Consider the following 26,177-nt stretch of genomic DNA (forward strand, 5'->3'; position numbering starts at 1 on the left):
CTTGCGCGCCATGATCACCTCCACTCAATTTCGCTTGATCATAGAGCAACACAATTCCATGTAAAGTTATTTTTGGGACGGAACACTAGGTGCCGACGGTACCGCCGACCACAGTCAGCAGGGCGACGGCAAGCAGAAAACTCTTCATGATGCGTTTCATGGCTTCTCCCCGGGGCAGCAGGCATACTCACCCGAAGTCTAGTTCGCCTATTGAACAGGTCAAATACGGAGGCATGGTCAGTCGAGCCAGCGCTTATCTGATGGCTTCCCGGACATGTGATGTGATCCTCGATTTTCGGAGCGCCTAGCCGCTCATCAGCCACCCAAAAATTCTCAAACAAAACAGGCGCTTAGGCGCCTGTTTTGTTTTGCGGGGGACAACTCGGGGACAATAACGTCGTTTTGAGCCTTGCCATCTCCAGAGCGTTCTGCTCACCATCCACCCATTTCGCATACGTCGTCAGATAAATCTCGATGCTGTGCCTGAGTTGTTTCAGAATCGGCGTCCAGAAGCTGCGGCGGAATGCCCGCTCATCCTCCCGGCGCTTGTCGTACCTGGGATCGTCGAAGACTGCTGCGCCGGCAATTCCCGTGAACGCACGCTGCCGCCTCAATGCACTTAGTGCGCGGCTGTTCAATTGGGCCGTGCGCGCGACTGCCGTCTGAGTGCGATTCTTGTGCTCGCCACGCACGAGCACCTCCGCATCGAGGGTTGTCCTGCTCGGCAGATCTACGTTCAGCCACTGCAGGCCGAAGATCTCCGAAGTCCGTAGCCCGGTTACTTGGCCGGAAGAACCGGACGAGGGCGCGATCGCAAGCAGGTTGAGGCCGATCGCGAGAATCAGAACAGCGCCCCCAAGAGAGCGACGTGGCATGAAGCCTCTGCTTCGGCGCTCGTCCATCAGACGACGATTCACCGCGCCGCGCCATCAGCCGCACGGCGGAGCGCCCGGAGTGTTGCTACGAGCCGCGCTCGACGCTAGGGGTTAGTCCTTTTTGTAGACGTGTTTGGTCTTGCTGATCCCGCGCGGGATCACCGACCGGATCATTCCCCGCACCGCTGCGTCGGCCTGTAAAACAGCATTTCGAATCGGCTCGTCCGGGCGACCGCGAAACGATGTTGGATGGAAGTACTCATCCTTGCCGATCGGCTTCTGGGAGAAGTAATAGTTCGAGACACAGCAGCGATTTTCGCTGCTCACGTTTTTCGAAACGGAGTGCCACGAATGCTGATTGGTTGCCATCACAACCAAACGGTTGAAGCTGCTGACAACCGTTTGGGGGCGTGACTTGGGACCCGACGGCCATAGCTCAAGATTGCCGCCGTTTTCCAGCTTCCAGTCCGGCGAAACGTAATACAGGAGATTGAGGACGCGATAGCGCTGCCGATCTTTGTCGTGCGAGTTATCAAGGTGTGGATTAAGGAAGTGCCCCTGACCCATAACCGAGATGCCACCGGCATAGAGATGCTCGTCCGGTTCAAGCGATGTAACACCAGTAATTTCCGCAATCACTTCGACGATTTCGGGCTGCTGGAATGCAAAGGTTATCTCTTCGAGAATGGGATTGTGCTCATTCATCTGCGAAGACACGTACTTGAGTTCTCGAATGCTCTTGCGAAGCATCAATGATGATGATTCCGGAAAAGCGTCGCGGATTTTATTAGCAACTTCGGCAGGAAGTAGGTCGTCGATATAAAAGTGATTCGCGGGGGACGTTGATTCCCATTGCTTTCGAAGCGCGAATAGGCGGTTTCGCAGTCTTGCTGCCAACAGAGCGGAAATTTCTCTTCTGTCCATTTGGATTATTTCCTCGCGAATGGTTTGAACTGAGGATAACACACCCCTCATGCGATTCTTGGCGCCCGGTCTCGGGTATCGCTTCGATCTGCTTAATTACGGCCGCACCTGCGGCCGCTTTCTTGTGTCGCGCGCGCAGCTCGTATTCACAGCCGATGGAGTTGACCCTGCAATTCCGGGCGCGCTCTACGTGAATGACTGCGTCCGGATTCAACTCCTAGGGCGTGTTCACACTATTGGTTTGAGGTTATGCTTCGGAGATGGAAATCTCCGAAGCCCAATTCAAACAGATCGAACATTGCCTGCCGCGCCAACGAGGCAATGTGAGTCTGTCGAACCTGCAAGTGCTCAATGCGATCCTTTACGTAGCCGAACAAGGCTGCAAGTGGCGCGGTTTGCCTTCGCGCTTCGGCCGTTGGCACACGATCTACACGCGCATGAACCGCTGGTCCCGCAGCGGTGTGCTGGACCGGGTGTTCACGGAGTTGCAGCGCGCGCAGATTATCCGCGTCCGGATCGAAGCGGTATCGCTGGATAGCACAATCGTCAAAGTTCATCCTGATGGGACCGGCGCATTAAAAAAAACGGACCACAAGCCATCGGAAAATCTCGCGGAGGATGGACAACCAAGATTCATATGGTTGCCGCGGATGCTCGAACAGCCATAACGTTTGCTCTGTCGCCCGGCCAAGCTGGCGATGCTCCGCAAGGGCGCGCACTTCTCGAAAGTCTGGGGCCGCCGAACCGGCCGCTGTACCTCCTGATGGACAAAGCATACGAGGGCAACGAAACTCGGCAACTCGCGCTCGACCTTGGCTTCATTCCCGTCGTGCCGCCGTTGCGTACACGTGTTGAGCCTTGGGAGTACGACCGCGAAATGTACAAGCGTCGCAACGAAGTCGAACGACTGTTCCGCCGCTTGAAAGGCTTTCGACGCATCTTCTCGCGCTTTGACAAGCTCGATGTGATGTTCATTGCCTTTATCAACTTCGCCTTGATCATTGAAGGCTTGCGATAGTGTGAACACGCCCTAGGCGGGCTTGATTACTGCGCTCGCTCACTTGGAACCGGGCTTGGGTCAGGGCGGATTGCTGCCACCATCCTGCGGATAACCACGGCAGCCGCACGGCTCGGCATGAGCCGACGGGGCAAAGAGAACCGCATAGATGCCGACGGTACCGTCGGCCAGGGGCGCGCTGTACGCACCCGCAATCACGAGCCCGCTTAGAACGAAAAATAAGTCGACGGCCAGATAGCCGTTCCGGGTTATGTCGAGCCCCGGCAGGCATGAAATGCATGTGGTAGAAGGCAACGAACAGGGCTGCCGCACCGCGCAGCCCGTCGAGCCCGGCTATTGGCCTTTTCATCCGGCGACCCACGGTGATGATTGGCGTTTCCCCGCAATTGACCGAGTTATATTGGAAAGGCTCCCATAGGGAAAGCCACTACGTGTCAGCTCGAACGCTCGTTTCGTGAGTTCCGCAGCGCGTTGATTCGATAACGGGTTTGATCCGATCAAGGCAACGATCGTCCAGCCATCACGACCGAACGTCACACATCGCCAATCCGAACACCGACATCACTCGCCCGACTTCCCCCAAGACTCCGGATCGAATCCCTGCTGATCATCCGGAGGAGGAAGGTCAAGAACGAGTTTGACGGCGCTCGTGTTGGTCTTGAGCGAAAACACCCGGCCGATGACGAGAAACGTCTGTTGCAAATTCTCGAGTTCGACGAAGTCGCCCGGTTGCGGGAGATGTGCACCCTGGTCGTACGAAAAGCTGGTGCTGGTTTGATCGCCGACCGCGTGCGCGGCCAGTTCGGTGAATTCGATCGTGATGTGCGTGGTCATGCGAAACCTGCCGTGTATGGGGGTGAAGTGGTCAGAGGCTTCAATTCTCGCATAGCGGCGCTTAGCCTCTTGGAGTATCGGCAGGATGAACGTCATGACGCGCCGCAGCCGCATCTCTCCGCGGGTTGTTGACGTCCCCGTGACTCGGACGCCACGGGGACCTTTTTCGCTCTGCGACCGCAACCAGCCAGGATTCCCGGCCATGCGAACTGTGATGCTTCGACGCAAGCGAAAATGTGTGTCCGGCTGCAATCCCCGGACCAGTAAACTTCGAGGCGTCCGACCTTACCCAAATGCTTCAAGACCCTCGGTCGGGCACCGTGTCTCTCAACGGTTTTTCACATCCCCACGGTTTCAAGGCCCGTGGGGATTTTTTTCGCGCGAATGCGAAGCTGGGCGGTTCTCCGGCAGCCGCTTCGCTCACGTGCCCTCGACCAGCACTGCGCGATAGCGCCCACCCTTGAAGCGATGCTGGACGACCGCCTGGTATTCGGGGCTGTCATACCATGCGCGCGCTGCCGCCTTCGACGGAAACTCGACGATCACGACGCCTTCCGGGCCTTCGCCCTCGAGCGTCTCCTGATCGCCGTACGCTGCGAGCACCTTCAACGGATGGCCGGCGAGCGTCGCGCCGACCTTGCTCTGGTAGATGTCGAGTTCCTGCTGATCCTGCGTACTTTCAAGGGTGAAGACGATATAGGTCGCCAAGATTACACTCCTCATGCGGTTCGGAAACGACCCGACGACCGCGGGGCCATCGGGCTGCCTGATGCTGCGCGACTCGCGACGCGATCGCGGCATCGATCGTACACCGCAGCCGCAGTTGCCGCTTGCACCCGGCACGACCCGTCCTTATTGCGACAGATAGCGCACCTTCCGCTGCCACTTCCCGTTGACCAGACGCTCGTCGGTGATCGCCATCCTGCCGTCGCCGCGCGCTCCATCCTCGATATGCCGTTCCACCGCGATCGGCAGATTCCGCTCGACGCGATAGACGGTCGTTTCGTGATAGCAGCATCCGCTCTTGCCGAGCGTTCGGAGTCGCTTGTTCCTGGTGTCGACGTCGAAGAAACCGAGCGAGGACCGTGTCAGCTCACTCATCGCGTCATTGAGGATGAACTTGCCGCTGTTCGGATCGAACACGTAGACGTCGTAACTCGGCCCGCCATAGCTGCCCTCGTTGCCGGTCTGGACGCCGAAATCGTCGTGACCGTCGAAGTTGAAGTCGCCGACATTGACAACACCCTGATAGTCGTAAAGCCGGGCGGAATTGGCGAGCGGCTTGCCGGATGCCATCAGCGTCGCGAAGATCATCGGCATGTCGAGCGTCTGCAGCGGCTTTGCCGCGCCTTTCCGGTAGACGGTTATTTGTCCGGGCGCATTGCAGGTCTCGCTGTCCTTGCCCTTCGGGGTCGGGCAATCGGCGTACATCCGCACATTGAAGTCGAACTGCGTGGAGACATCGTCGAGCCGGAATCGGCTGCCGCCCCCGTTTTTCACGGCGTCGGGGAAGTCCGGCAAGTCCTGCAGTTCGTCGATCCGCCGTCGATACGCGTCTTTCAGTGCGCGCACGTCGACGCGCGCGTTGGTCGGCTGCAGCGATTTTAGCCATGCGCGCTGCGTCGTGCGCACGCCGTTTCGCGTTTCGCCTTCGGTCAGGCCGAGCGCAACGCGATAAGTATCGTCGAGCCGTTCGTCGAGCCGGGACAATTCCGCGTCGCCGCAGATGGCGCGCTCGACGTCGGTGCGCGCCGCGCGGCAATCGAAACTGGCCGCGACGGCGTGGGCGGGCAGCCATGACAAGGCGGCGACGCACAGCAAAGCGGCGAGGCGTCCGGATCGGAGCAGGGGAATCGAAATCATGTCGGTCGTCATTTTGTCGGTTGCGGTGACGCGTCAGGCCGTGTGACCCCGTCCGTCTCTCTCCGGACGCAGCGAGACGATGAAGCATGCGCTTCGCGCGCGCTCGACGCCAGCCGGAAATATAGCGCCGGCCGGGCCGGCGCGGGCAGGCGAAACCGTCGGCAGATCGCGGCGCCACTGCGCCGAAAAAAATTTCAGCCCGTCTGTCGATTTCGCGCTTGCTCGCCCGTCGTATGGTCGCAGGCGTGCGCATCGCGCGCCGCGTTCCGTTTTCCGATCCGACAACCGACTCAAGGAGCCCGCTCATGTCCACGTCCGTCAAACCGATCCCGGAAGGGATGCGCACGCTTACGCCGCACCTGATCTGCGCCGGCGCCGCCGATGCGATCGAGTTCTACCGGCAGGCGTTCAACGCGGTCGAGCGGGTGCGCCTGCCTGCCCCGAACGGCAAGCTGATGCACGCCTGCCTGACCATCGGCGATTCGTCGCTGATGCTCGTCGACGAAATGCCCGAGCACGGCGCGCTCGGACCGAAGGCATTGAAAGGAACGGCCGTCTGCCTGCATCTGTTCGTGCCGGACGTCGACGCGGCGATCGCGCAGGCCGTCGCGGCCGGCGCGAAGCTCACGATGCCGGCGGCCGACATGTTCTGGGGCGATCGCTATGGCCAGGTCGAGGATCCGTTCGGGCATCGCTGGTCGCTCGCAACGCATCAGCGCGACCTGACGCCGGAGCAGATCCGCGACGCAATGGCCAGCGCGCCAGGCTGCGGAGGCTGAGCGGTTCCGGGCAGCCGGGCATGCATGGGTCGGGCGAGAAGGGCGAAGCCAAGCCGGTTGGTCAACTGCGCGAGATCGTCGATGGCTGCGAGATGCAACGCGGCGATCTCGCGCGGTCATGCGGGCGAGGTCTTCGAGCAACGACAGCTCGTCGTGGTCGAGCGAGGATGGTTGCGTGCACGATTCGTGCGCCGTCCGTCACGCGCGAGCAGCGCGTGCGATGTCGCGCGCGTGTGCGTCGCAGTCCGCCTAAAGTCGTTCGTTGCGATGCCGTAAATAAAGCGAAGCTATTGTTCAAGACAACGCAACATGGTCCGTCTCCTGTACGCCGGGTATCTCGCTTTTGCGCTCTACATCATCTATCCGATGGTCCAGAACTACCTCGCGGCAGACGAGGCGTGCCTTCGCGGCGCATCGTCGATGAGCGTCGCCGCCGCGGTCACGCCTCCGGCCAGCGACGCGCACGCGCGCAAGCGCAACTGCGCGCTGGAAGCGCGGATCAACGTCGTTGCCGGGCGGTCAGGCGAGATCCATTGACCAGCGCATCGGCGCAGCGAATCGTTGGCCGTTCGGCAGAGTTGAGCAACGTTCGCCGGTCGCCGATCATCGATCCATGTCGTGCGCGGCGGCGCCCGTGAGGGCGCGCGTTACGCGTCGGCGCCGTCAGTATGCGGAGCGATACGGCGTGGCCTGGTCGAAGCGGCTTTGCCAGTGCGTGAGATAGCGCGACGCCAGCTGCGGGTTGTTCCACACGACGATGACGTTCTCGGAGTTGCGCGCCGCCGCCGACGCGCTGTAGTTGAACGATCCGGTCTCGACGTGTTCGGCGTCGATCACGAGGTACTTGTCGTGATGGATCGCATACACGTCGATCGTGCGCGTCGGAATGCCCGCGTTGACGAGCAGGTTCAGCGCCTGCTTGCTGCTTTTCGCACGATTGCCCTTGTCGTCGACGACGACCGCCACGTTGACGCCGCGCCGCTTCGCGGCGAGCAGTGCGCGCGTGACGGCGGGCGACGTGAACGAGTAGGCCGCGACACGGATCGAGCTGCGTGCGGCGCCGATTGCCTTCAGCACGAGCGCTTCGGCGCCTGCGTCGGGCGAGAACGCCGACTCGACGACCTGGGTGGCCGGCGCCTCGTGCGTCGGGGCCGGCAACAGGCGCGACACGAAATCGATCGCCTGCTGCAGCAGCGACTCGGTCTGCGTCTTTCCGAATGCCGCGTACGGCGTGACGAGCAAGGAAGAGGCAACGCAGACAGCGGCAAGGCGATTTCGCGACAACATCGTGGACAACGCAGGATTTTGAGACAAAGGGCCGTGAGTGTAACGCAGACGCGCGGTCGCGGCCATGTCTGTGTCCGTGCGGATTGCGTACGATCGCCGCAAGCAGGGGCGTGCCGGCGTGTGCGAGTGCGGCGCGCCAGTGCGCGCGCGAGTCAGCGTGACCGGCTTGCGCCGAAGCAGGCCGGCGCGACGCGTGCCGTTGCAACCGTGCGCGCGGCGGCAGCCGATTGCGTCCGCGCAAGCGGTGCGCGACGCACGGGTTTGCAGCCGCCGTCGCGGGGAATCATTCGCCGGACGCTTCCGTTTCGGGTGACGGCGCCACCCAGCCGGGGCCGGCCTCGGGCTGCACGTCGCGCGGGTCGAGCGGTTCGCCGCAGGCCGAGCACACCGCAACCGCATGCATCAGATGACCGCAGGTGCGGTGGCGCAGTTGCAGCGGCGGCCCGTTGCCGTCGTCCTTCCAGCGGTCGCCCCAGGCCATCAGCGCGAGCAGCGCCGGGTACAGGTCGCGGCCTTTCTCGGTCAGCCGGTATTCGAAGCGCGGCGGACGCTCCTGGTACGCGCGCTTGACGAGCACGCCGTCTTCGACGAGGCGCGCGAGACGCTCGGCGAGCACGTGGCGGGTCAGTCCGAGCTGGGCCTGGAACGCATCGAAGCGGCGGCAGCCGAGGAAAGCGTTGCGCAGGATCAGCATGGTCCAGCGGTCGCCGAGCACGGCGAGCGTGCGGGCGACCGAACAGTTCAGCGTGCCGATGTCATCCCATTTCATCGTCGAGTCTCGTCAGTCGGTTCAGCGTATTGGCGGGTTCGATTATAGAACTGACCCTCGGAAGGATCGGGCGGTACCAGCGTTGACAGCAGGGTTCTCGCCATGAATAATCAGTTCTAATTTGGAACTTACTGGCGCGGCGACGCGCTTTCAGTCAGGAGACGAACCGATGAATCCGCTTTCGATGTCCGGTATCGCGCTGTTGCGTGCCGCCGCGGTGGGCGATGTGCCGCTCGCGTCGATTTCCGAGACCATGCCGATGCGGCCCCTCGAGGTCGAACTCGGCTACGTGAAGTTTTCGGCGCGCGCGGACGGCCGGCACCTGAACCCGCTCGGCGGCGTGCACGGCGGCTTCGCGGCGACGGTGCTCGATTCGGTCACCGGCTGCGCGGTGCATTCGATGCTCGACGCAGGTGTCGGCTACGGAACCGTCGACCTGCATGTGAAGATGCTGCGGCCGGTGCCGCGCGACGTCGAACTGATCGCGGAAGGGCGTGTGATTCATCTGTCGCGCTCGCTCGGCGTTGCCGAAGGCACGCTGAAGACGCCGGACGACAAGATCGTCGCGCACGCGTCGGCGACCTGCTTCATTCAGCGGCCGCAGTGACGCCGGAGCCGACGCGGCAGCCGTAACCGAAACCTGCCGCCGCAGGCCGGATGTAGGCCGCCGCGCGGCCCTTCTGAAGCGAACTTTTCAATGTGATAGCGTTCCTGCTTTCCACCGACGCGACAGGAACAGCATGGAATACCGCACACTTGGCGATTCGGGCATCGAAGTCAGCCTGATCGGTCTCGGCACGATGACGTGGGGCGAGCAGAACACGGAGCGCGACGCGCACGCGCAGCTCGACTACGCGATTGCGCAGGGCGTCACGCTGATCGACGCCGCGGAAATGTATCCGGTGCCGCCGAAACCCGAAACGCAGGGGCGCACCGAGCAGTACATCGGCACGTGGCTCGCGCAGCATCGCGCGCTGCGCGACAGGCTCGTGCTCGCGACGAAGATCGCCGGCCCGGCGCGGCAGCCGCACAATCCGCGTCATATCCGCGGCGAGGGCAACCAGTTCGACCGCAAGAACCTGACCGAGGCGCTCGACGGCAGTCTCAAGCGCCTGCAGACGGATTACGTCGATCTCTACCAGCTCCACTGGCCGGACCGCAGCACGACGACGTTCGGCCGTCCCGCGTATCCGTGGATCGACGACGCGTATACGGTGCCGATCGAGGAGACGCTCGCGGTGCTCGCGGATTTCGTGAAGGCGGGCAAGGTGCGCGCGATCGGCGTGTCGAACGAGACGCCGTGGGGCGTCGCGCAATTCCTGCGCGCGGCCGAGAAGCTCGGGCTGCCGCGCATCGCCAGCATCCAGAACCCGTACAGCCTGCTGAACCGGACCTTCGAGAACGGGCTGTCGGAATTCACGCATCGCGAAGGCGTCGGCCTGCTCGCGTATTCGCCGCTCGCGTTCGGCTGGCTGTCCGGCAAATACGAGAACGGCGCGCGTCCGGCCGGCGCGCGCATCACGCTGTTCGAGCGCTTCCAGCGCTATAGCAAGCCGCAGGCGGTCGAGGCGACGTCGCGCTATGTCGCGCTCGCGAAGCGGCACGGCTTGTCGCCGGCGCAGTTCGCGCTCGCGTTCGTCAACAGCCGGCCGTTCCTGACCAGCAACCTCATCGGCGCGACGTCGCTCGAGCAGTTGAAGGAGAACATCGCCAGCGTCGACGTCAGGCTGTCCGACGAGATGCTCGCCGAGATCGACGCGCTGCACGAACGGCAGCCGAACCCCGCGCCGTAAACGACGGACGGCCCGCGCGGCGTGCGTCGCCGCGGCGGGCCGCGCGTCCGTGCAGGGTGTGCAGCGCGTGCCGGTCAGCGCATCCGCAGGCGCGTGCGCGCGACGAACAGCGCCGCGAGGCTCAGCAAAGCGCAACCCATCAGGTAGAGCGCCGGCGACAGGCGGTTGCCGGTCGTGCTGATGAGCCACGTGATCACGAACGGCGCGAAGCCGCCGAACAGCGTGACGCCCGTGTTGTAGCTGACCGCGAGGCCGGTCGCGCGCGTCTGCGCCGGGAACAGCTCCGCCATCAGCGCGGGCAGCGCGCCGCAGTACATCGCCTTCAGCAAGCCGATCCAGATCAGCGCGGCGAGGATCGTCGAGAACGACGCGTGACGCGTGAGCCACGCGAACGTCGGCCAGACCGTGACGAGCATCAGCAGCGCCGCGGCCGTCATCACGCGGATTCGCCCGACGCGATCGGACCAGTGGCCGACGAGCGGCGTGAAGAGCGTGAGGATGAAGCCGGTGGCGAGCGTCGCCGCGAAGCCGGTCGACGCGGGCAGGCCGAGCTGCTTGATCGCGTAGGTCGGCATGTACAGCACCATGTAGTTCACCGCGGTCGAGATCACGAGCACGCCGATCGCGAGCAGGACGCGCGTCTTCTGGCCGGCGAACAGCTCGCGCACGGGCGCCTCCGAGCGGGCCTGCGCCCGGAACTCGACGCCTTCGTCGACGTAGCGGCGGATGTACAGCCCGACCGGCCCGATCGCGAGCCCGAACAGGAACGGCACGCGCCAGCCCCAGGTCTCGAGCTGCGCGGGCGTCAGCGTGCCCGTCAGCAGCGCGCCGAAACCCGACGCGAGCAGCGTCGCGAGCCCCTGGCTCGCGAACTGCCAGCTCGACATGAAGCCGCGCCGCTGCGGCGCGTGCTCGACGAGGAACGCGGTCGAGCTCGCGAATTCGCCGCCCGCGGAGAAGCCCTGCATCAGCCTCGACAGCATGATCCCGAGCGGTGCGAGAAGGCCGATCGATGCGTAGGTCGGCATCGTCGCGATCAGCAGCGTGCCGCCCATCATCATCCCGATCGACAGCAGCAGCGACGCCTTGCGCCCGGCGCGGTCCGCGTACGCGCCGAGTACGAGGCCGCCGATCGGCCGGATCAGGTACGACAGCCCGAAGGTGCCGAGCGTGAGCAGCAGCGAGGTCGCCTCACTCGTCGCGGGGAAGAACAGCTTCGCGATCGTCACCGCGAAGAAGCCGTAGACGATCAGGTCGAACCATTCGAGTGCATTGCCGATCGACGCCGCGAGGATGAGGCGACGCATTTTCGCGGCGCCGGGATGAACGGCTTCCGGCGTGGTGAGGGTGGTGGTGTTCATCGTGTCAGCGTGTCCGTTGAAGGTGGGAACGACAGGCGATGCGTGAAGGTTTCGCCGCGGCGGCGCGTCAAGCGCCGGCGCAGGCGGTGTCGGGCGCCTTGCGGCGCACGGGCGGGGCGGCGTCGCCTAGATCCCAGAACAGCCCGGCCATCATCTGGAGTCCTTCGCGCACGACGCTGCCCAGCAGGTGCTCGTCAGGCGCATGCTGCGCGCACGCCGGATACGAGTGCGGCACCCACAGCGTCGGCAAGCCGAGCGTGTCGGCAAACACTTCGTTCGGCAGCGTGCCGCCGAGGTTCGGCAGGATCGCCGGCTTCTTGCCGGTCGTGCGCGCGAGCGACGCGACCGCCCAGCGCACCCACGGATCGTCGGGCGGCAGCCGCGTCGCGGGCGCGCCGCGCTCGACGTCGATCCCGACGTCGGCGAAGCCGTGCGCGTCGAGGTGCGCGCGCAGGTGGGCGTGCAGCGCTTGCCAGTCGGTGCCGACGACGAAGCGCAGCTGGCAGTGCGCATACGCGGCGGGCGGGATCGCGTTGACCGGATGCTCGGGGTTGCCGGCCTTGAACGCGAGGATTTCGAGCGTATTCCAGCCGTATACGCGCTCGGCGGGGCTGAGGCCCGGTTCGCCCCAGTTGGCGTCGAGCGCCGGATCGCCGGAGTCGCCGCCGACGGCGAGATCGGCGAGCGCGTCGCGCACCGTGGCGGGGATCGGCGGCGGGCGCAGGCCGTCGACGCGGATCGCGCCGCGCGCGTCGACGAGGCTCGCGAGCGCATGCGCGAGCACGATCGCCGGATTGCGCAGCAGCCCGCCCCAGTTGCCCGAATGATGGGCGCCGTCGCGCGCACGCAGGCTCAGCTTGAAGTTGACCGCACCGCGCGAGCCGAGAAATACCGTCGGCCGCTCGGCGGCGATGCGCGGCCCGTCGGATGCGATCAGCACGTCGGCCGCAAGCGTGTCGCGTTCGCGGCGGCACAGCGCGTCGAGGCCGGGCGAGCCGGTTTCCTCGCCCATCTCGATCAGCAGCCTGGCGTTGAAGCCGAGCCGGCCGCCGCGCGCGGCCAGCACGCTCGCGAGCGCGGCGAGGTTGATCGAATGCTGGCCCTTGTTGTCGGCGCTGCCGCGGCCGTACCAGCGGTCGCCGTCGACGGTCAGCGCCCACGGCGACAGCGGCGCGCGCCATTGCGCGTCGTAGCCGCGCACGACGTCGCCGTGGCCGTAGATCAGCACGGTCGGCAGCGCGTCGTCCTCGTGTCGCGACGCGAGCAGGAACGGCCCGCCGCCGTCGACGGGATTGTCGGCGATGCGGGTGGCGAAGCCGAGGCGCCGGGCCTCGGGCGCGATCTCGTCGGTCAGGTACGCGCGCAGCGCGGCGGCGGAGCTGCTTTCCTGGCTTTCGGTGCGCAGCCCGATGCGGCGGCTCAGGGTGGCGAAGAACGCGCCGGATTCGAACTGGTTCAGCGCGTGCTGGATGGCGGCGGTACGGCTCAAGGCGGGTCTCCTCTGATCCGATGCGAAGCGGTCGGGCGGCGGGGCGCACGTACCGGCGACCCGAAGTGCGATCGATTCTAGGAAGCCGTTTTTTTTGTCACAATCATCGAATTTCGAACCTTTCTTTGCCGAAAAGGCAAGGCAGAACGGCCAGCGACGGCCCAGGGCCTGTTCCCGCTAATAACGGGCTTGCGCCGGCCGCCAGAAGGGCCGAGCGCGAGGAATGGGACGAAGCGAATACCGGGCGTATTCGCAAGGAGCATGACGCGGCGATCGGCCCTTCTGGCGGCCAGCCCCACAAATGAATTTTTTTAATCACGGGAACGTGCCTTGCCGGCCGTATTGCGGCGTCGGGCGTCGCTTGTTTGGCTCGGCCAAACGGCGCTCCTTCCTCCTTGCACTCCGACCGGCAAGGCACGTTCGCAAGCCCGTTATTAGCGGGAACAGGCCCTGGGGGGACCGAACGATGGCGGCATTCCTGCATGGCCTCGCGCTGCGGTATTTCGTCGAAGTGGCGCGCACCGGCTCGCTCAGCGACGCGGCCGCGCGGCTGCACGTCGCCGTATCTGCGGTCAGCCGGCAGATCGCGAAGCTCGAGGGCGAGCTGGGCGCGCCGCTGTTCGAGCGCCGTCCGCGCGGGATGGCGCTGTCGGAGGCGGGGGAGCGGCTCCTGAGCTTCGCGCAGCGCAGCCTGCTCGAGGCGGAACACGTGATGAAGGAGATCGGCGGCCTCGACGCGCTGCACGGCAGCCTGCTGAAGATTGCGTGCACGGAAGGCTTCGCGATCGATTTCCTGCCGGGCGTGCTGGCGAGCTTCAAGGCGCGTCACCCGGGCGTCGACTTCTCGCTGTGGGTCGTGTCGCCGGCCGATGCGACACGGCGCGTGCGCGACGGCGATGCGGATCTCGCGCTGACCTTCAGCCTCGCGCCGGAGAAGGGTGTACGCGTCGAGCACACCGAACGGGCGCCGATCTACGCACTGGTGCGGCGCGACCATCCGCTCGCGGCGCGCGAAGCGGTGTCGCTTGCCGACGTCGCGCGCCATCCGCACGTGCTGCCCGAGGCGGGTACCACCGTGCGCCAGTTGATCGACATCGCATGCGCGCTCGACGGGCTGCTGCTCGAACCCGAGCTGACGAGCAACAACACCGCGGTGATGTACCGCTACGCGCAGCATACGGGCGCGGTGATGTTCGCCGGCCTGCTGTCGGTGCGCGACCGCTGCGAGGCGGACGGCTTCGTCGTCGTGCCGCTGACGGATCCTCAACTGGGCGAGCGGAGCATCCAGATCCAGACGATGGCGGGGCGCGACCTGCCGGCGTCGGTGCGCGCGTTTCGCGATCATCTGGTCGACGCGATCACGGCGACGCGAGCCGCGCCATCCCCCGCGCGACGCCCGCGAGGCCGCCGCGTGAGATAATCGCCCGATCCACCCATCCGCACCGCCGCGGCCCGCCACGCCGGGCCGGGTCGCTTGACGCCAAATTGAAGAACCTGATTGTCACCCTCGATCGCGCCGGCGAGTTCGACGAGATCATCGACGTGCGCACGCCGCTCGAGTTTGCCGAGGACCACATCCCCGGCGCGCTCAACGCGCCCGTGCTCAGCAACGAAGAGCGCGTGCTCGTCGGCACGATGTACCGCCAGGTGTCGCCGTACGAGGCGACGCGCGTCGGCGCGGCGATGGTCGCGCGCAACATCGCACGCCATCTCGACACGACCTTCGCCGACCGGCCGCGCAACTGGCGCCCGCTGATCTACTGCTGGCGCGGCGGCAAGCGCTCGGGGTCGATGACCGCCTGGTTCAACCTGATCGGCTGGCAGGCGCGCCAGCTCGACGGCGGCTACAAGACGTACCGCCGCTCGGTGTGCGCGACGCTCGACACGCTGCCGACCCGGTTCCGCTACATCGCGCTCGTCGGCCACACCGGCTGCGGCAAGACGCGCCTGCTGCAGGCGCTGCGCGACGTGGGCGCGCAGACCCTCGACCTCGAGGCGCTCGCGTGCCATCGCGGCTCGCTGCTCGGCGCGCTGCCGGGGGTGCCGCAGCCGTCGCAGAAGGCGTTCGACTCGCGGCTCGTCGGGGCGCTGGAGCGCTTCGATCCGCACTGGCCGGTGTTCGTCGAATCGGAAAGCCGCAAGATCGGGCACGTGCAACTGCCGCTCGCGCTGCTGCAGGCGTTTCACGCGGGGCCGTGGGTGCAGGTCGACGCGGCGCGCGACGAGCGCATCGCATTCCTGCTCGACGATTACGCCCACCTGTTCGACGAGCCGGACGCGTTCAAGGCGCAGCTCCGGCGGCTGATCGGCCTGCACAGCCGCGACGACGTCGACCGCTGGGGCAGGCTGATCGACGCGCAGGCGCGCGCCGAACTGTTTGGCGAACTGATCGACCGGCATTACGATCCGGCCTATGCGCGGACCTTCCGCGAGCATTTCGGCAAGCCGAGCCGCGCGCTGGCATTCCATTTCCGGCCGAACGCGGCCAATGCGGGCGAACAGGCGAACGCGCTGCTCGCGCAACTCGCCCAGGCCGGGCTGCCGGCGACAGCCGCCGGCGCGGCTTCCGGCGCGGCTTCCACAACATAACTTCAGACCAGAACATGACAACCACACGCACTCAACCGAATCCGGCGCTCGGCTGGATGACCTTCCTGCTGATCGCGGTCGCGGGCCTGTTCTACGTGAAATGGTTTCCGTACTACAACAAGGCGTTCCTGGCCGCCGAGCATCATTCGATCGGCCAGTCGATCCTGATGGGGGCGGCGTCGGCGCCGCCCGAGCCGTCGCTGAAGGCCGCGCTCGACTACGCGTGGGCATACGGCAAGGCGATCTGGCAGGCGATGGTGCTCGGCCTGCTGCTCGGCTCGGCGGTGCAGGCGCTGCTGCCCGCGCACTGGGTCGCGCGCGTGCTCGGCAGGACGGGTTTCGGCAGCGTCGCCGCGGGCGGCCTGCTGTCGCTGCCGGGCATGATGTGCACCTGCTGCGCGGCGCCCGTCGTCGCGGGCCTGCGCGAGCGGCATGCGTCGCCGGGCGGCGCGGTGGCGTTCTGGCTCGGCAATACCGTGCTGAACCCGGCCGCGCTGGTGTTCATGGGCTTCGTGCTCGGCTGGCACTGGAGCGCGCTGCGGCTCGTGCTCGGCATCGCGATGGTGTTCGGGATCGGCTATCTGCTGAACCGGATCGCGCGCCCGGAGGACCGCAGCATCGACGACACGCGGCTCGCCGCGCTGGTGGCCGAGCAGGCCGCGGCCGGCAACGCGTTCGCGCGCTGGATGAAAATCCTCGCGCGGATGACCGTGCGGCTCGTGCCCGAATACCTGGTGCTCGTGCTGCTGCTCGGCGCGGCGCGTGCATGGCTGTTCCCGCATATCGGCCCGGACATCGGCAACCATGTCGGCTGGATCGTCGCGTTCGCGGTCGCGGGCACGCTGTTCGTGATTCCGACGGCGGGCGAGGTGCCGATCATCCAGGCGATGCTGTCGCTCGGCATGGGCGTCGGCCCGGCCGCCGCGCTGCTGATGACGCTGCCGCCGATCAGCGTGCCGTCGCTCGCGATGCTCGCGCGCTCGTTCCGGCCGGCCACGCTCGCGCTCGTCACGGCGCTCGTCGTCGCGTTCGGCATCGCGAGCGGGCTGCTCGCGATCGCGCTGGGGTTCTGACGGCGCGCCACGCGGGCAGCGCGTGATCGCACGCATTGCGCACCGCGGGCCGCGCGGGGTCGAAGACGTCCGGTGGCCCTGGCGGTGCGAAGGCGTCGTTCGGGGGCGCGCGCCGGTCCGCATAATCATCCTATTCATCCGGCACCGCCGCTTCGCGCGGGCGGCGCCATTCACAAGAAGCAATCAGGAACTCGCATGACCCAACCCAAGATTCATCCTCGACTCGAAAAGGCGCTGACGCGCGGCGATCTCGCGATTCGCCAGGCCAATTCGGCGCGCGCGACCGCCGTGCTGTCCGCGCTCGGCGCGATGATCGTCGAGGCATCCGCCACGATCGGCGTCGAGGCCAGCGTCGACATTCCGCAGGGCGAGCGCATTTACGATCCGATGAACGGCCTGTGGCCGCAGAAGATGCTCGTGTCGTTCGATGGCCCCGTCGAGGACGCGGAGCCGGAAGAGCTGCGCTCGGTCTATCTGCTGGCCGACGATCCGGGCACGCAGTTCCGGGTCGAATGGCATCGCGCGGACGGCAAGCTCGGCCGTCACGAGGGCGGCCCGCTCGCGACCGTCGCGTTCCTGACCGACGTCGAGATTCCGTGGAGCGACGAAGACGAGTGACGTCGGTCGCCGTCGCGCGCGACGCGGCGCGCAAGCGCGATTGCTGCGGGGCGGTCGCACCCCGTGCGTGCGCGATGTCGCGCGTTCAGCGCATCATCCGGCGCCGGAACAGCCGCGCGGACAGCAGGAAGCTGCCGATCGCATAGGCGGCCAGCACCGCGACGTGCAGGCCGACGTGCGACGCGGGCCGGCCGAGCATCGCGGGCCGGATCAGTTCGACCGCGTGCGCGAGCGGCAGCGCATGCGCCGCGTGCTGTGCGATCTCCGGCAATTGCGTGAGCGGGAAGAACACGCCGGACAGCAGCAGCATCGGCGTCAGCACGAGCGTCTGATAAAACATGAAGAAATCGTATGACGGCGCGAGCGCGGTGACGACCATCGCGGCACTTGCGAACGCGAGGCCGGCGAGCGCGATCACCGGCAGTGCGACGAGCATCGACGGAAAGCTCGCATAGCCGAGCAGGCCCGCGACGATCATGATCGCGGAACCCGACAGCATCGCCTTGCTGGCCGCCCAGACGATCTCGCCGAGCACGATGTCGCCGAGCACGAGCGGCGTGTGCATGATCGCTTCCCAGGTGCGCTGCACGTGCATCCGCGAGAAGCCCGAATACATCGACTCGAAGCTCGCGGACATCATCACGCTCGATCCGACCGTGCCCGCCGCGAGGAACGCGATGTACGACACGCCGTCGACGCGGCCGACCATCAGCCCCAGCCCGAATCCGAGCCCGAACAGGTAGATCATCGGATCCGCCAGATTGCCGATCATCGAAGCCATCGCGAGCTTGCGCCACACGAGATAGTTGCGGCGCCACACGGCGGCCCAGTTGGTCGCGTTCGCGGGCATCGCGATCGCAAAGCGCGATTCGCGCGGCGGCGCGGGCGTGGCGGAGGCGGAATAGTTGCGTACTTCCATGAGCGCTCAGTCCTGCATCTCGCGGCCGGTCAGCCGCAGGAACACGTCTTCCAGATTGGCGGGGCGATGCAGATAGCGCAATCCGGCGCGGCCCTTGAGCCGCGCATTGAGCGGATCGGGGTCGCTCACGTAGCAGAACAGCGTCTCGCCGCTGATCTCGGTGCGTTCCGCGAAGGCCGCCAGCTCGTCGCGCAGCGCGGCCGGATCGGCGCCGTAGATCTCGATCACGTCGCAGCCGATTTCCGATTCGATCAGCGCATGCGGCGCGCCTTCGGCGATCTTGCGGCCTTCCTCGATCACGCACAGGCGGTCGCACAGGCGCTCGGCTTCTTCCATGAAATGCGTGGTGATCAGGATCGTCTTGCCGTGCGCGAGCAGCGAGCGCAGCCGCTCCCACATCAGGTGCCGCGCCTGCGGGTCGAGGCCGGTCGTCGGCTCGTCGAGCACCAGCACGTCGGGGTCGTTGACGAGCGCACGCGCGAGCGTCAACCGCCGCTTCATGCCGCCCGACAGCTCGCTGACCTTCGCGTCCGCCTTGTTCTCGAGTTTCGCGAATGCGAGCAGCGACGGCACCAGCGCGCGGGCGTCGTGCGCCGATACGCCGAAATAGCGGCTGAACACCAGCAAATTCTCGCGAACCGTGAAATCCGGGTCGAGATTGTCGAATTGCGGAACGACGCCGACCCGCTGGCGCGCCCGGCGCGCGCGCGCCGGAACCGGTTCGCCGCACAGCGAGATCGCACCGGCGTCCGGATACGTGACGCCGAGCAGCATTTTCAGCGTCGTGGTCTTGCCGGCGCCGTTCGGCCCGAGCAGGCCGTAGCATTCGCCGGCATGGACGCGAAAGGACAGGCCGTTGACGACGAGCTTGTCGCCATAGCGTTTTTCGACGTTCTGGAAATCGATCGGTGCGACGGACATGGGCAATGTTGTCGTTGGATGCAGCGTGGCGGACATGTCCGGCGACCGTGCGCGCCGAAGCCGGGGCGCGAACCGATGCGCCGGTCGATGGTCACGCCGGCATGACGGGAATGCGCAATGCGGCGCGCAATCCGCGCGTGACGCGAACGGGCGGCACGATCGGGCCATTCTAGTGCATTGCCTGCACGCCTTCAGGGCGTGCGCGCACGGCGCGGTGCCGACGCTTGCCGATCATGCACCGCATCATCGCGGATCGGCTCGACGGGGCGAATCAGCGTTTTCCATCCCTTGCGTCCCGAATTGCGGCGCACCATGATGAATGCGTAGGGTTCGTTGTCTCGAATGGGAGGGCTCATGGCTAGCTACAACAAGATTCTGCTGTGTTATGACGGCACGCTCGAGGGACGCAAGGCATTGCGTTGCGGTGCCAATCTCGCGCTGGACCTGAAGGCCGAGACGCACCTGCTGTCCGTCGTCGACATGCGTTCGAGCATTGCGCAAAGCGCCGGATTGTTGACCGATGTCGCGTGCGGCCGCTTCGAGGAAACGGCGCGCGAAATCCTGCAGGAAGGCGTGGACTGGCTGCGCGAACGCGGATTGCAGGCGGAAGGGCATTTCGCGTTCGGCTACCCGATCGACGAGATCGCCAACCTCGCCGCGGAATTGAAGGCGGACCTGATCGTGGTCGGGCACCGCTGCCGCAGCGGGTTGTCGAGATGGTGGATGGGCTCGGGCAATACGCAACTGCTCGATCGCGTGAACTGCAGCATCCTGGTTGCGTGCTCGTCTGCCGAAGAGCAGAAGGCCGAAATCGCGCGAGAACGCGACGCGGCTGCGACCACCGCCAGATGACTGCCTGACTGTCTTGTCGTCCGACCGGCGCCGCGTTGTGCGGTGCGCCGGTCGTCCGCCGGCCGCGCGCGGCGCCGGCCCGCTGCCGGTTCAGCCGTGCAGGTCGATCGCGGACAGCTTCCACGAAAACAGCCCGACGCGGTGGAGAATCGCCGCGTAGCGCGTCCCATCCGCGTTGCGCTGGTACGTCACGACGAATTCGTCGATGTTCCGGTAACCGGCGCTCGTTTGCTGCTGCCTCGGCGCGCCGGCCTGCTGCGAAGTGGCTGATGCCGGTGCAGCAGGTGCAGCCGGTGCGGCCGGCGCGCTGCCGGCGGCCGTGTTCGGCCCATTCGTCGGCGCGGCGCTGCCGGCCGAATCGGCCGGCGGCTGTGCCGGCCACTCGGGCGGCCGCTCGCCCGGATTGCCCTGCGGCGGCAATCCGCTCATCAGCGCCGCGACGCCTTCCGGGGTCGCGTAGGCGTCAACCAGCGGCCCGATCAACGCTGAACCGATCAACGCGCCGATCACGGCGAACGGATTGTTCTGCCGTTTGGCGTCGATCCGGCGCATCAACTCGTCGGTGACCTGCTGCTTCAGGCTGATGCGCAGCGACGGGAAATCCACATACTCGCTGACCGCCTGCGCATCGCGCGCATCGATCGCCGACTTCAGGCGGCCGAGCGCGACGTACGGCGATGCATACGCGTAGCCGATCGCCGCGATGACGACGGCGGCCAGCACGACGATCAACAAGGGTTTGAGCCGCCTGGGGCGGCCCGGTGCGTGACTCACGATGCCTCCGGTGCGGGAATGTTCCGCAATCAGAGACTGACTTGCGCGATCGAACGTTCCTCGGCGATGCAGCGATCGATCATCCGGCATACCGCGTCGATCGTCCCGACCATGATCAGGCGCGACGAACCATGATAGACGCGCACCGGCGCGCGGCGCGCCGGTTCCGCGTGATTCAGGCCGGCGTTCAGCGATACCCGCGCGAATGCGGGCAGCGCCGACGGCAGCAACGACGCTTGCCGTTCGGCTGCTTCTTCTTGACCGGTGGGCGCCGCGGCAGTCAGCGGCGCGCACGGCGTGCGGCCGCGCAGGTGACGCAGGCGACCGAATTGGCGGAAAGGCAGCAGGCGGGCAAGGCGTTCCATGGTGTTCTCCTGAGCGAGACGGATTGTCAGAATTCGCCCGAGCGAATCAGCCCGACGGCGATGCCTTCCAGCGCGAATTCCGCGCTGCCGGCCTTGACGAAGATGTTTTCGTAATCAGGGTTCTCCGCGATCAGCTCGAGGCCGCCGGGCCGGCGCTTCAGGCGCTTGACGGTGACGTCGTCGCCCAGACGCGCGACGATGATCTGGCCGTCCTTCGCTTCCGTGCGCTTCTGCACGGCGAGCAGGTCGCCGTCGAGGATGCCGGCGTCGCGCATCGACAGGCCGCGAACCTTCAGCAGGTAATCCGGCTTGCTGGAGAACAGCGCGGGATCGCACGCGAAATGCTGCGAGATGTGCTCCTGCGCGAGGATCGGGCTACCTGCCGCGACCCGGCCGACGAGCGGCAGCGACAGCTGCATCAGGGCCGCGTGCGGCAGCGTGAACTGGTGCGGCGCGTCGTCGCCGCCGAGCAGGCGGATGCCGCGCGACGCGCCGGCCGCCAGCTCGATCACGCCCTTGCGTGCCAGCGCGCGCAGGTGCTCCTCGGCCGCATTCGGCGAGCTGAAGCCCAGTTCGGCCGCGATCTCGGCGCGGGTGGGCGGGAAGCCGGAGCGCTCGATCGCGCGGCGGATCAAGTCGAACACTTGCTGCTGGCGTGCGGTGAGTTTGGTCATGGCTCAACTGTATGGATAGACAGTGAGCTGTATTTTTATACAGTACTCCGGGAATTTCAAGTGTTACCTGAGGTTCGTCGCGATCGCGTCGATTCCGGCGCGATCCGGCGACGTCCGGACGCCGGTTCCTCCGCTGCAACCGTCGATGCCGTCTGCTTTAGCACTTTTCAATATTAAAAAATGAGGAACGATTATTTTTAATCATGTAACCCGTTCGTTAGACTGGCTCGCATCTCGCAATACCGACAACATGACCGACAACACGGGAGTAGCACCGATGGTGAAGCGCAATACGGGACTGGCGAGCGGGGCGCGCCGCTTGATCGCAACCTTCGCGCTGGGCGCGGCCGCGGCGCTGGGCGTCGTCGCGCAGGCGCACGCAGACGCGACTTTCCTGAACGTGTCGTACGACCCGACGCGCGAGCTGTATCAGGACTTCAACCAGGCGTTCGGCAAGGAATGGAAGGCGAAGACGGGCGAGACCGTCAACTTCAAGCAGTCGCACGGCGGCTCGGGCGCGCAGGCGCGCTCGGTGCTCGACGGGCTGCAGGCGGACGTCGTGACGCTCGCGCTCGCGTACGACATCGACGCGCTCGCGAACAAGGGGCTCGTCAGCAAGGACTGGCAGAAGCGCCTGCCCGACAACGCGTCGCCGTACACGTCGACGATCGTGTTCCTGGTGCGCAAGGGCAATCCGAAGGGCATCAAGGATTGGGACGACCTGACGAAGCCGGGCGTGTCGATCGTCACGCCGAACCCGAAGACCTCGGGCGGCGCGCGCTGGAACTATCTCGCCGCGTGGGCGTACGCGGTGCACAAGCCGGGCGGCAACGAGCAGGCCGCGAAGGACTTCGTCACGAAGCTCTACAAGAACGCGGGCGTGCTCGACTCGGGCGCGCGAGGCGCGACGACGAGCTTCGTGCAGCGCGGCATCGGCGACGTGCTGATCGCATGGGAGAACGAGGCGTTCCTGTCGATCAAGGAATTCGGCGCCGACAAGTTCGAGATCGTCGTGCCGTCGGTGAGCATCCTGGCCGAGCCGCCGGTCGCGATCGTCGACAAGGTGGTCGACAAGAAGGGCTCGCGCAAGCTCGCCGAAGCGTACCTGAACTACCTGTACAGCCCGCAGGGCCAGGAGATCGCGGCGCGCAACTACTACCGGCCGCGCTCGAAGAACGTGCCGGCGGAGCTGACGAAGCAGTTCCCGAAGCTGAAGCTGTACACGGTCGACGACACGTTCGGCGGCTGGACGAATGCGCAGAAGACGCATTTCGCCGACGGCGGCGTGTTCGATTCGATCTACAAGCCGCAGTGACGACATAACGACAGCGGCGCGCGACAGCAGCGCGCCGCACCCCCGGCGCTCGCGCCGGACCCATGTGATTCGACCCAGCAAGAGCATCCGATGACGACGTACACCTTTCGCAAGCCGAGCGCTCTGCCCGGTTTCGGCGTGACGCTCGGCATCACGGTGGCCTATTTGAGCCTCGTGGTGCTGATTCCGCTTGCCGCCACGTTCCTGAAGACCGCGACGCTCTCGTGGGACCAGTTCATCGCGGCCGTCGCGTCGCCGCGCGTGCTCGCGTCGTACCGGCTGACGTTCTCGGCGGCGCTGGGCGGCGCGCTGATCAATGCGGTGTTCGGCTTCCTCGTCGCGTGGGTGCTGGTGCGCTACACGTTCCCGTTCAAGCGCGTCGTCGACGCGATCGTCGACCTGCCGTTCGCGCTGCCGACGTCGGTCGCCGGCATTTCGCTCGCCGCCGTCTACGCGGCCAACGGCTGGGTCGGCCAGTATCTCGCGCCGTTCGGCATCAAGATCGCGTTCACGCCGCTCGGCGTGCTGGTCGCGCTGACCTTCATCGGGCTGCCGTTCGTCGTGCGCACCGTGCAGCCGGTGCTGGAGGATTTCGAGCGCGAGCAGGAGGAGGCCGCCGCGTGCCTCGGCGCGTCGCGCTGGCTGACGTTCCGCCGCGTCGTGCTGCCGGCCGTGCTGCCGGCGCTCCTGACCGGTTTCGCGCTCGCGTTCGCGCGCGCGCTCGGCGAATACGGCTCGGTGATCTTCATCGCCGGCAACGTGCCGATGAAGTCCGAGATCACGTCGCTCCTGATCATCACGAAGCTCGAGCAGTACGACTACGCGGGCGCGACCGCGCTCGCGGTCGTGATGCTCGTCGTGTCGTTCATGATGCTGCTGCTGATCAACACGCTGCAGTGGTATCTGCAGCGCCGCACGAGCCGCGCCGCATCGTCCGGCCGCGCCGCGAGCGCGCCCGCGGCCGCCGCCACCGCCGCCGCAGGAGGCCAACGATGAGCCAGGAAGCCACCGCCGTGCTGAAGGCCCCGTCCACCGCCGCGCAGGCGCGCGCCGCGAAGCGGCTCGACCCGGTCAGCGAGCCGCGCGCCGTGCGCTGGCTGCTCACCGGCATCGCGCTCGCGTTCCTCGCGTTCTTCCTCGTCGTGCCGCTCGCGGCCGTGTTCTTCGAGGCGCTGAGAAAGGGCGTCGGCTTCTACCTCGAGTCGCTCGCCGATCCGGACGCGTGGTCGGCGATCAAGCTGACGCTGACCGTCGCGGCGATCGCCGTGCCGCTCAACCTCGTATTCGGCGTGTGCGCGTCGTGGGCGATCGCGAAGTTCGAATTCCGCGGCAAGGCGCTGCTGACGACGCTGATCGACCTGCCGTTCTCGGTGTCGCCGGTGATCTCGGGCCTCATCTACGTGCTGCTGTTCGGCGCGCAGGGCTGGCTCGGGCCGTGGCTGCAGGCGCACGACGTGCAGATCATCTTCGCGGTGCCCGGCATCGTGCTCGCGACGATCTTCGTCACGTTCCCGTTCGTCGCGCGCGAGCTGATCCCGCTGATGCAGGCGCAGGGCAGCGACGAGGAGGAGGCCGCGCGTGTGCTCGGCGCGTCGGGCTGGCAGATCTTCCGCCGCGTGACGCTGCCGAACGTGAAGTGGGGCCTGCTGTACGGCGTGATCCTGTGCAACGCGCGCGCGATGGGCGAGTTCGGCGCGGTGTCGGTCGTGTCGGGCCACATCCGCGGCGTGACCGACACGATGCCGCTGCACGTCGAGATTCTGTACAACGAGTACAACTTCGCGGCCGCGTTCGCGGTGGCATCGGTGCTCGCGCTGCTCGCGCTCGTCACGCTCGCGCTGAAGCTGCTCGCGGAGCGCCATCTCGCGGCCGATCTGGCCGGCGCGCGCGATGCGGTTCCCGCGCATGCCGGCCCCGCCGTCACTTCGTCGAATTCGTAAAGAGGCAACCAGAATGGGCATCACCGTCAGTCATCTGCACAAGCGCTTCGGCGATTTTACGGCGCTCGACAACGTCTCGCTCGACTTTCCGGCGGGCGAGCTCGTCGCGCTGCTCGGGCCGTCGGGCTGCGGCAAGACCACGCTGCTGCGCGTGATCGCGGGCCTCGAGCACGCGGACGCGGGGCAGGTCGTGCTGCAGGGCCAGGACGTCGCGTCGGTCGGCGCGCGCGAGCGCCAGGTCGGCTTCGTGTTCCAGCACTACGCGCTGTTTCGCCACATGACCGTGTTCGAGAACGTCGCGTTCGGGCTGCGCGTGAAGCCGCGCCGCGAGCGGCCGTCGGAGGCCGTGATCCGCGACAAGGTGCACGAGCTGCTGAAGCTCGTGCAGCTCGACTGGCTCGCGCAGCGCTATCCGTCGGAGCTGTCGGGCGGCCAGCGGCAGCGCATCGCGCTCGCCCGCGCGCTCGCGGTCGAGCCGAAGGTGCTGCTGCTCGACGAGCCGTTCGGCGCGCTCGACGCGAAAGTGCGCAAGGAGCTGCGCGGCTGGCTGCGCCGCCTGCACGACGACCTGCACATCTCGACTATCTTCGTCACGCACGACCAGGAGGAGGCGCTGGAAGTCGCGGATCGCATCGTCGTGCTGAACCACGGCCGCGTCGAGCAGGTCGGCAGCCCGCAGGACGTCTACGATCATCCGCAGAGCGCCTTCGTCTACGAATTCCTCGGCGCGGCGAACCGGCTGCCCGGCACGGTCGCCGATCGCGGCTTCGTCGCCGAGGGCGCGGCCGCGCCGATCGCGGTCGACGCCGATTTCGCCGGGCCGGCGCATGCGTACGTGCGCCCGCACGACCTGCAGCTGCGGCCGGCCGGAGACGGGCAGCACCACGGCATCGCGGTGGACGTGCGCCGCGTCGTGCCGCTCGGCGGCTCGGTGCGCGTCGAGCTGGAGGCGCGCGCGGGCGGCGCGCTCGAGGCGGAACTCGATCGCGACGCGTGGCAGGCGCTCGCGCTGCAAGTGGGCGACGGCGCGACGGCCGTGCCGCGCGCGGTGCGCGTGTTTCCGGCGCGCTGACGCGCGCGTGCAGGGCAGGGGCGGCAACTGTTTCGATTTCGATTCAACGACTAAAGAAAAGACAGCCTAAGAG

At 66.4% G+C, this 26,177-nt stretch carries 28 protein-coding genes; 14 read left to right on the top strand and 14 right to left on the bottom strand.

All coding sequences use genetic code 11. The annotated features are described in order from the left end of the window. Nucleotides 1-350 precede the first annotated feature (350 nt). The gene (locus HWX31_RS14480) at nucleotides 351-917 is read right to left on the bottom strand and encodes a site-specific integrase (protein ID WP_244143748.1); all 567 of its coding nucleotides are present in this window, start codon (nucleotides 915-917) and stop codon (nucleotides 351-353) included. A 69-nt stretch (nucleotides 918-986) separates the two neighbouring features. After that, on the bottom strand, nucleotides 987-1,799 hold the full coding sequence (locus HWX31_RS14485; protein ID WP_174965661.1) for a 2OG-Fe(II) oxygenase: 813 nt from the start codon (nucleotides 1,797-1,799) through the stop codon (nucleotides 987-989). A gap of 260 nt (nucleotides 1,800-2,059) precedes the next feature. On the opposite strand from HWX31_RS14485, the gene HWX31_RS14490 reads away from it, so the two are divergent. Then, nucleotides 2,060-2,817 (top strand): IS5 family transposase gene (locus tag HWX31_RS14490; protein ID WP_088505890.1). Its coding sequence is split into 2 segments (ribosomal slippage): nucleotides 2,060-2,375 and nucleotides 2,375-2,817, totalling 759 coding nucleotides; the frame shifts between segments, so codons are not numbered across the junction. Nucleotides 2,818-3,378: 561 nt separating this feature from the next. On the opposite strand, the gene HWX31_RS14495 is transcribed toward HWX31_RS14490, so the two are convergent. The 3 genes from HWX31_RS14495 to HWX31_RS14505 form a co-directional block, all read right to left on the bottom strand. Continuing rightward, the gene (locus HWX31_RS14495; protein WP_059654203.1) at nucleotides 3,379-3,651 is read right to left on the bottom strand and encodes a hypothetical protein; all 273 of its coding nucleotides are present in this window, start codon (nucleotides 3,649-3,651) and stop codon (nucleotides 3,379-3,381) included. A gap of 420 nt (nucleotides 3,652-4,071) precedes the next feature. Then, nucleotides 4,072-4,359: a DUF1330 domain-containing protein gene (locus tag HWX31_RS14500; protein ID WP_059617309.1), complete on the bottom strand. Its 288-nt coding sequence runs from the start codon at nucleotides 4,357-4,359 to the stop codon at nucleotides 4,072-4,074. A gap of 144 nt (nucleotides 4,360-4,503) precedes the next feature. Continuing rightward, nucleotides 4,504-5,514: a lysozyme inhibitor LprI family protein gene (locus HWX31_RS14505; protein WP_174965662.1), complete on the bottom strand. Its 1,011-nt coding sequence runs from the start codon at nucleotides 5,512-5,514 to the stop codon at nucleotides 4,504-4,506. Between the two features lie 305 nt (nucleotides 5,515-5,819). Here HWX31_RS14505 and HWX31_RS14510 point away from each other — a divergent pair, with 305 nt between their 5' ends. Beyond that, a complete protein-coding gene (locus HWX31_RS14510) occupies nucleotides 5,820-6,293 on the top strand; it encodes a VOC family protein (RefSeq protein WP_174965663.1) in 474 nt (157 codons plus the stop codon). Between the two features lie 309 nt (nucleotides 6,294-6,602). Next, a complete protein-coding gene (locus HWX31_RS14515) occupies nucleotides 6,603-6,830 on the top strand; it encodes a hypothetical protein (protein ID WP_059758248.1) in 228 nt (75 codons plus the stop codon). 126 nt (nucleotides 6,831-6,956) lie between these two features. Here the strand turns inward: HWX31_RS14515 and HWX31_RS14520 are convergent, their stop codons facing one another. Both HWX31_RS14520 and HWX31_RS14525 read right to left on the bottom strand, forming a co-directional pair. Beyond that, nucleotides 6,957-7,580, bottom strand: a complete 624-nt coding sequence (locus HWX31_RS14520) for a phospholipase D family nuclease (protein ID WP_042583954.1) — start codon at nucleotides 7,578-7,580, stop codon at nucleotides 6,957-6,959. A gap of 283 nt (nucleotides 7,581-7,863) precedes the next feature. Continuing rightward, complete coding sequence (locus tag HWX31_RS14525) at nucleotides 7,864-8,349, bottom strand: winged helix-turn-helix transcriptional regulator (RefSeq protein WP_174965664.1); 486 nt, start codon at nucleotides 8,347-8,349, stop codon at nucleotides 7,864-7,866. A gap of 169 nt (nucleotides 8,350-8,518) precedes the next feature. Between HWX31_RS14525 and HWX31_RS14530 the strand changes: the two genes are divergently transcribed. Beyond that, nucleotides 8,519-8,956 (top strand): PaaI family thioesterase, encoded by a 438-nt coding sequence (locus HWX31_RS14530; RefSeq protein WP_174965665.1) that lies wholly within the window; start codon nucleotides 8,519-8,521, stop codon nucleotides 8,954-8,956. Between the two features lie 133 nt (nucleotides 8,957-9,089). Continuing rightward, on the top strand, nucleotides 9,090-10,142 hold the full coding sequence (locus HWX31_RS14535) for an NADP(H)-dependent aldo-keto reductase (RefSeq protein WP_174965666.1): 1,053 nt from the start codon (nucleotides 9,090-9,092) through the stop codon (nucleotides 10,140-10,142). A gap of 74 nt (nucleotides 10,143-10,216) precedes the next feature. Here HWX31_RS14535 and HWX31_RS14540 read toward each other — a convergent pair whose 3' ends face one another. Continuing rightward, complete coding sequence (locus HWX31_RS14540) at nucleotides 10,217-11,503, bottom strand: MFS transporter (RefSeq protein ID WP_174965667.1); 1,287 nt, start codon at nucleotides 11,501-11,503, stop codon at nucleotides 10,217-10,219. 67 nt (nucleotides 11,504-11,570) lie between these two features. Further along, entirely contained in the window at nucleotides 11,571-12,992 is a 1,422-nt protein-coding gene (locus tag HWX31_RS14545) for a M20 family metallopeptidase (protein ID WP_174965668.1), read from the bottom strand. Nucleotides 12,993-13,458: 466 nt separating this feature from the next. On the opposite strand from HWX31_RS14545, the gene HWX31_RS14550 reads away from it, so the two are divergent. The 4 genes from HWX31_RS14550 to HWX31_RS14565 all read left to right on the top strand — a co-directional run bounded on the left by HWX31_RS14550 (nucleotide 13,459) and on the right by HWX31_RS14565 (nucleotide 17,272). Continuing rightward, nucleotides 13,459-14,412, top strand: a complete 954-nt coding sequence (locus tag HWX31_RS14550) for a LysR family transcriptional regulator (protein WP_174965669.1) — start codon at nucleotides 13,459-13,461, stop codon at nucleotides 14,410-14,412. A 65-nt stretch (nucleotides 14,413-14,477) separates the two neighbouring features. Next, nucleotides 14,478-15,581, top strand: a complete 1,104-nt coding sequence (gene mnmH / locus HWX31_RS14555; RefSeq protein WP_174965670.1) for a tRNA 2-selenouridine(34) synthase MnmH — start codon at nucleotides 14,478-14,480, stop codon at nucleotides 15,579-15,581. 14 nt (nucleotides 15,582-15,595) lie between these two features. Next, entirely contained in the window at nucleotides 15,596-16,654 is a 1,059-nt protein-coding gene (locus HWX31_RS14560) for a permease (RefSeq protein WP_059654183.1), read from the top strand. A gap of 195 nt (nucleotides 16,655-16,849) precedes the next feature. Beyond that, complete coding sequence (locus HWX31_RS14565) at nucleotides 16,850-17,272, top strand: hypothetical protein (RefSeq protein ID WP_059617330.1); 423 nt, start codon at nucleotides 16,850-16,852, stop codon at nucleotides 17,270-17,272. A gap of 85 nt (nucleotides 17,273-17,357) precedes the next feature. Here the strand turns inward: HWX31_RS14565 and HWX31_RS14570 are convergent, their stop codons facing one another. Then, the gene (locus tag HWX31_RS14570; protein ID WP_174965671.1) at nucleotides 17,358-18,191 is read right to left on the bottom strand and encodes an ABC transporter permease; all 834 of its coding nucleotides are present in this window, start codon (nucleotides 18,189-18,191) and stop codon (nucleotides 17,358-17,360) included. Nucleotides 18,192-18,197: 6 nt separating this feature from the next. Further along, on the bottom strand, nucleotides 18,198-19,112 hold the full coding sequence (nodI, locus tag HWX31_RS14575) for a nodulation factor ABC transporter ATP-binding protein NodI (RefSeq protein ID WP_059531210.1): 915 nt from the start codon (nucleotides 19,110-19,112) through the stop codon (nucleotides 18,198-18,200). 354 nt (nucleotides 19,113-19,466) lie between these two features. On the opposite strand from nodI, the gene HWX31_RS14580 reads away from it, so the two are divergent. Next, entirely contained in the window at nucleotides 19,467-19,964 is a 498-nt protein-coding gene (locus HWX31_RS14580) for a universal stress protein (protein ID WP_059617334.1), read from the top strand. A gap of 90 nt (nucleotides 19,965-20,054) precedes the next feature. Here the strand turns inward: HWX31_RS14580 and HWX31_RS14585 are convergent, their stop codons facing one another. The 3 genes from HWX31_RS14585 to lexA are packed head-to-tail and all read right to left on the bottom strand — an operon-like array spanning nucleotide 20,055 to nucleotide 21,777. Further along, nucleotides 20,055-20,738: a DUF2939 domain-containing protein gene (locus tag HWX31_RS14585; RefSeq protein ID WP_174965672.1), complete on the bottom strand. Its 684-nt coding sequence runs from the start codon at nucleotides 20,736-20,738 to the stop codon at nucleotides 20,055-20,057. A gap of 29 nt (nucleotides 20,739-20,767) precedes the next feature. Beyond that, nucleotides 20,768-21,103 carry a hypothetical protein gene (locus HWX31_RS14590; RefSeq protein WP_059658073.1) on the bottom strand — a complete coding sequence of 112 codons (336 nt, stop codon included), beginning with the start codon at nucleotides 21,101-21,103 and terminating at the stop codon, nucleotides 20,768-20,770. Between the two features lie 26 nt (nucleotides 21,104-21,129). Then, nucleotides 21,130-21,777, bottom strand: a complete 648-nt coding sequence (lexA, locus tag HWX31_RS14595; RefSeq protein WP_010092466.1) for a transcriptional repressor LexA — start codon at nucleotides 21,775-21,777, stop codon at nucleotides 21,130-21,132. 277 nt (nucleotides 21,778-22,054) lie between these two features. On the opposite strand from lexA, the gene HWX31_RS14600 reads away from it, so the two are divergent. The 4 genes from HWX31_RS14600 (at nucleotide 22,055) to HWX31_RS14615 (ending at nucleotide 26,104) form a co-directional block, all read left to right on the top strand. Then, nucleotides 22,055-23,092, top strand: coding sequence for a sulfate ABC transporter substrate-binding protein (locus HWX31_RS14600; protein ID WP_174965673.1), 1,038 nt, complete (start codon nucleotides 22,055-22,057; stop codon nucleotides 23,090-23,092). A 90-nt stretch (nucleotides 23,093-23,182) separates the two neighbouring features. Continuing rightward, nucleotides 23,183-24,088, top strand: a complete 906-nt coding sequence (cysT, locus tag HWX31_RS14605; RefSeq protein ID WP_174965674.1) for a sulfate ABC transporter permease subunit CysT — start codon at nucleotides 23,183-23,185, stop codon at nucleotides 24,086-24,088. Next, a complete protein-coding gene (gene cysW, locus HWX31_RS14610) occupies nucleotides 24,085-25,032 on the top strand; it encodes a sulfate ABC transporter permease subunit CysW (protein WP_174965675.1) in 948 nt (315 codons plus the stop codon). Before cysT ends, cysW begins: the two co-directional genes overlap by 4 nt. 13 nt (nucleotides 25,033-25,045) lie before the next feature. Next, nucleotides 25,046-26,104, top strand: coding sequence for a sulfate/molybdate ABC transporter ATP-binding protein (locus HWX31_RS14615; protein ID WP_174965676.1), 1,059 nt, complete (start codon nucleotides 25,046-25,048; stop codon nucleotides 26,102-26,104). Nucleotides 26,105-26,177: the final 73 nt, after the last annotated feature.

It is taken from the genome of Burkholderia ubonensis (genome assembly GCF_902833085.1).
Taxonomy (GTDB): domain Bacteria; phylum Pseudomonadota; class Gammaproteobacteria; order Burkholderiales; family Burkholderiaceae; genus Burkholderia; species Burkholderia ubonensis.

Coding starts and splice junctions, on each gene's coding strand:
- HWX31_RS14570 (WP_174965671.1), bottom strand. CDS start 18,191: ATGGAAGTACGCAACTATTCCGCCTCCGCCACGCCCGCGCCGCCGCGC.
- HWX31_RS14525 (WP_174965664.1), bottom strand. CDS start 8,349: ATGAAATGGGATGACATCGGCACGCTGAACTGTTCGGTCGCCCGCACG.
- lexA (WP_010092466.1), bottom strand. CDS start 21,777: ATGACCAAACTCACCGCACGCCAGCAGCAAGTGTTCGACTTGATCCGC.
- HWX31_RS14485 (WP_174965661.1), bottom strand. CDS start 1,799: ATGGACAGAAGAGAAATTTCCGCTCTGTTGGCAGCAAGACTGCGAAAC.
- HWX31_RS14560 (WP_059654183.1), top strand. CDS start 15,596: ATGACAACCACACGCACTCAACCGAATCCGGCGCTCGGCTGGATGACC.
- HWX31_RS14615 (WP_174965676.1), top strand. CDS start 25,046: ATGGGCATCACCGTCAGTCATCTGCACAAGCGCTTCGGCGATTTTACG.
- HWX31_RS14520 (WP_042583954.1), bottom strand. CDS start 7,580: ATGTTGTCGCGAAATCGCCTTGCCGCTGTCTGCGTTGCCTCTTCCTTG.
- HWX31_RS14505 (WP_174965662.1), bottom strand. CDS start 5,514: ATGATTTCGATTCCCCTGCTCCGATCCGGACGCCTCGCCGCTTTGCTG.
- HWX31_RS14550 (WP_174965669.1), top strand. CDS start 13,459: ATGGCGGCATTCCTGCATGGCCTCGCGCTGCGGTATTTCGTCGAAGTG.
- HWX31_RS14580 (WP_059617334.1), top strand. CDS start 19,467: ATGGCTAGCTACAACAAGATTCTGCTGTGTTATGACGGCACGCTCGAG.
- HWX31_RS14495 (WP_059654203.1), bottom strand. CDS start 3,651: ATGACCACGCACATCACGATCGAATTCACCGAACTGGCCGCGCACGCG.
- HWX31_RS14590 (WP_059658073.1), bottom strand. CDS start 21,103: ATGGAACGCCTTGCCCGCCTGCTGCCTTTCCGCCAATTCGGTCGCCTG.
- cysW (WP_174965675.1), top strand. CDS start 24,085: ATGAGCCAGGAAGCCACCGCCGTGCTGAAGGCCCCGTCCACCGCCGCG.
- cysT (WP_174965674.1), top strand. CDS start 23,183: ATGACGACGTACACCTTTCGCAAGCCGAGCGCTCTGCCCGGTTTCGGC.
- HWX31_RS14530 (WP_174965665.1), top strand. CDS start 8,519: ATGAATCCGCTTTCGATGTCCGGTATCGCGCTGTTGCGTGCCGCCGCG.
- HWX31_RS14540 (WP_174965667.1), bottom strand. CDS start 11,503: ATGAACACCACCACCCTCACCACGCCGGAAGCCGTTCATCCCGGCGCC.
- HWX31_RS14600 (WP_174965673.1), top strand. CDS start 22,055: ATGGTGAAGCGCAATACGGGACTGGCGAGCGGGGCGCGCCGCTTGATC.
- HWX31_RS14565 (WP_059617330.1), top strand. CDS start 16,850: ATGACCCAACCCAAGATTCATCCTCGACTCGAAAAGGCGCTGACGCGC.
- HWX31_RS14515 (WP_059758248.1), top strand. CDS start 6,603: ATGGTCCGTCTCCTGTACGCCGGGTATCTCGCTTTTGCGCTCTACATC.
- HWX31_RS14535 (WP_174965666.1), top strand. CDS start 9,090: ATGGAATACCGCACACTTGGCGATTCGGGCATCGAAGTCAGCCTGATC.
- HWX31_RS14510 (WP_174965663.1), top strand. CDS start 5,820: ATGTCCACGTCCGTCAAACCGATCCCGGAAGGGATGCGCACGCTTACG.
- nodI (WP_059531210.1), bottom strand. CDS start 19,112: ATGTCCGTCGCACCGATCGATTTCCAGAACGTCGAAAAACGCTATGGC.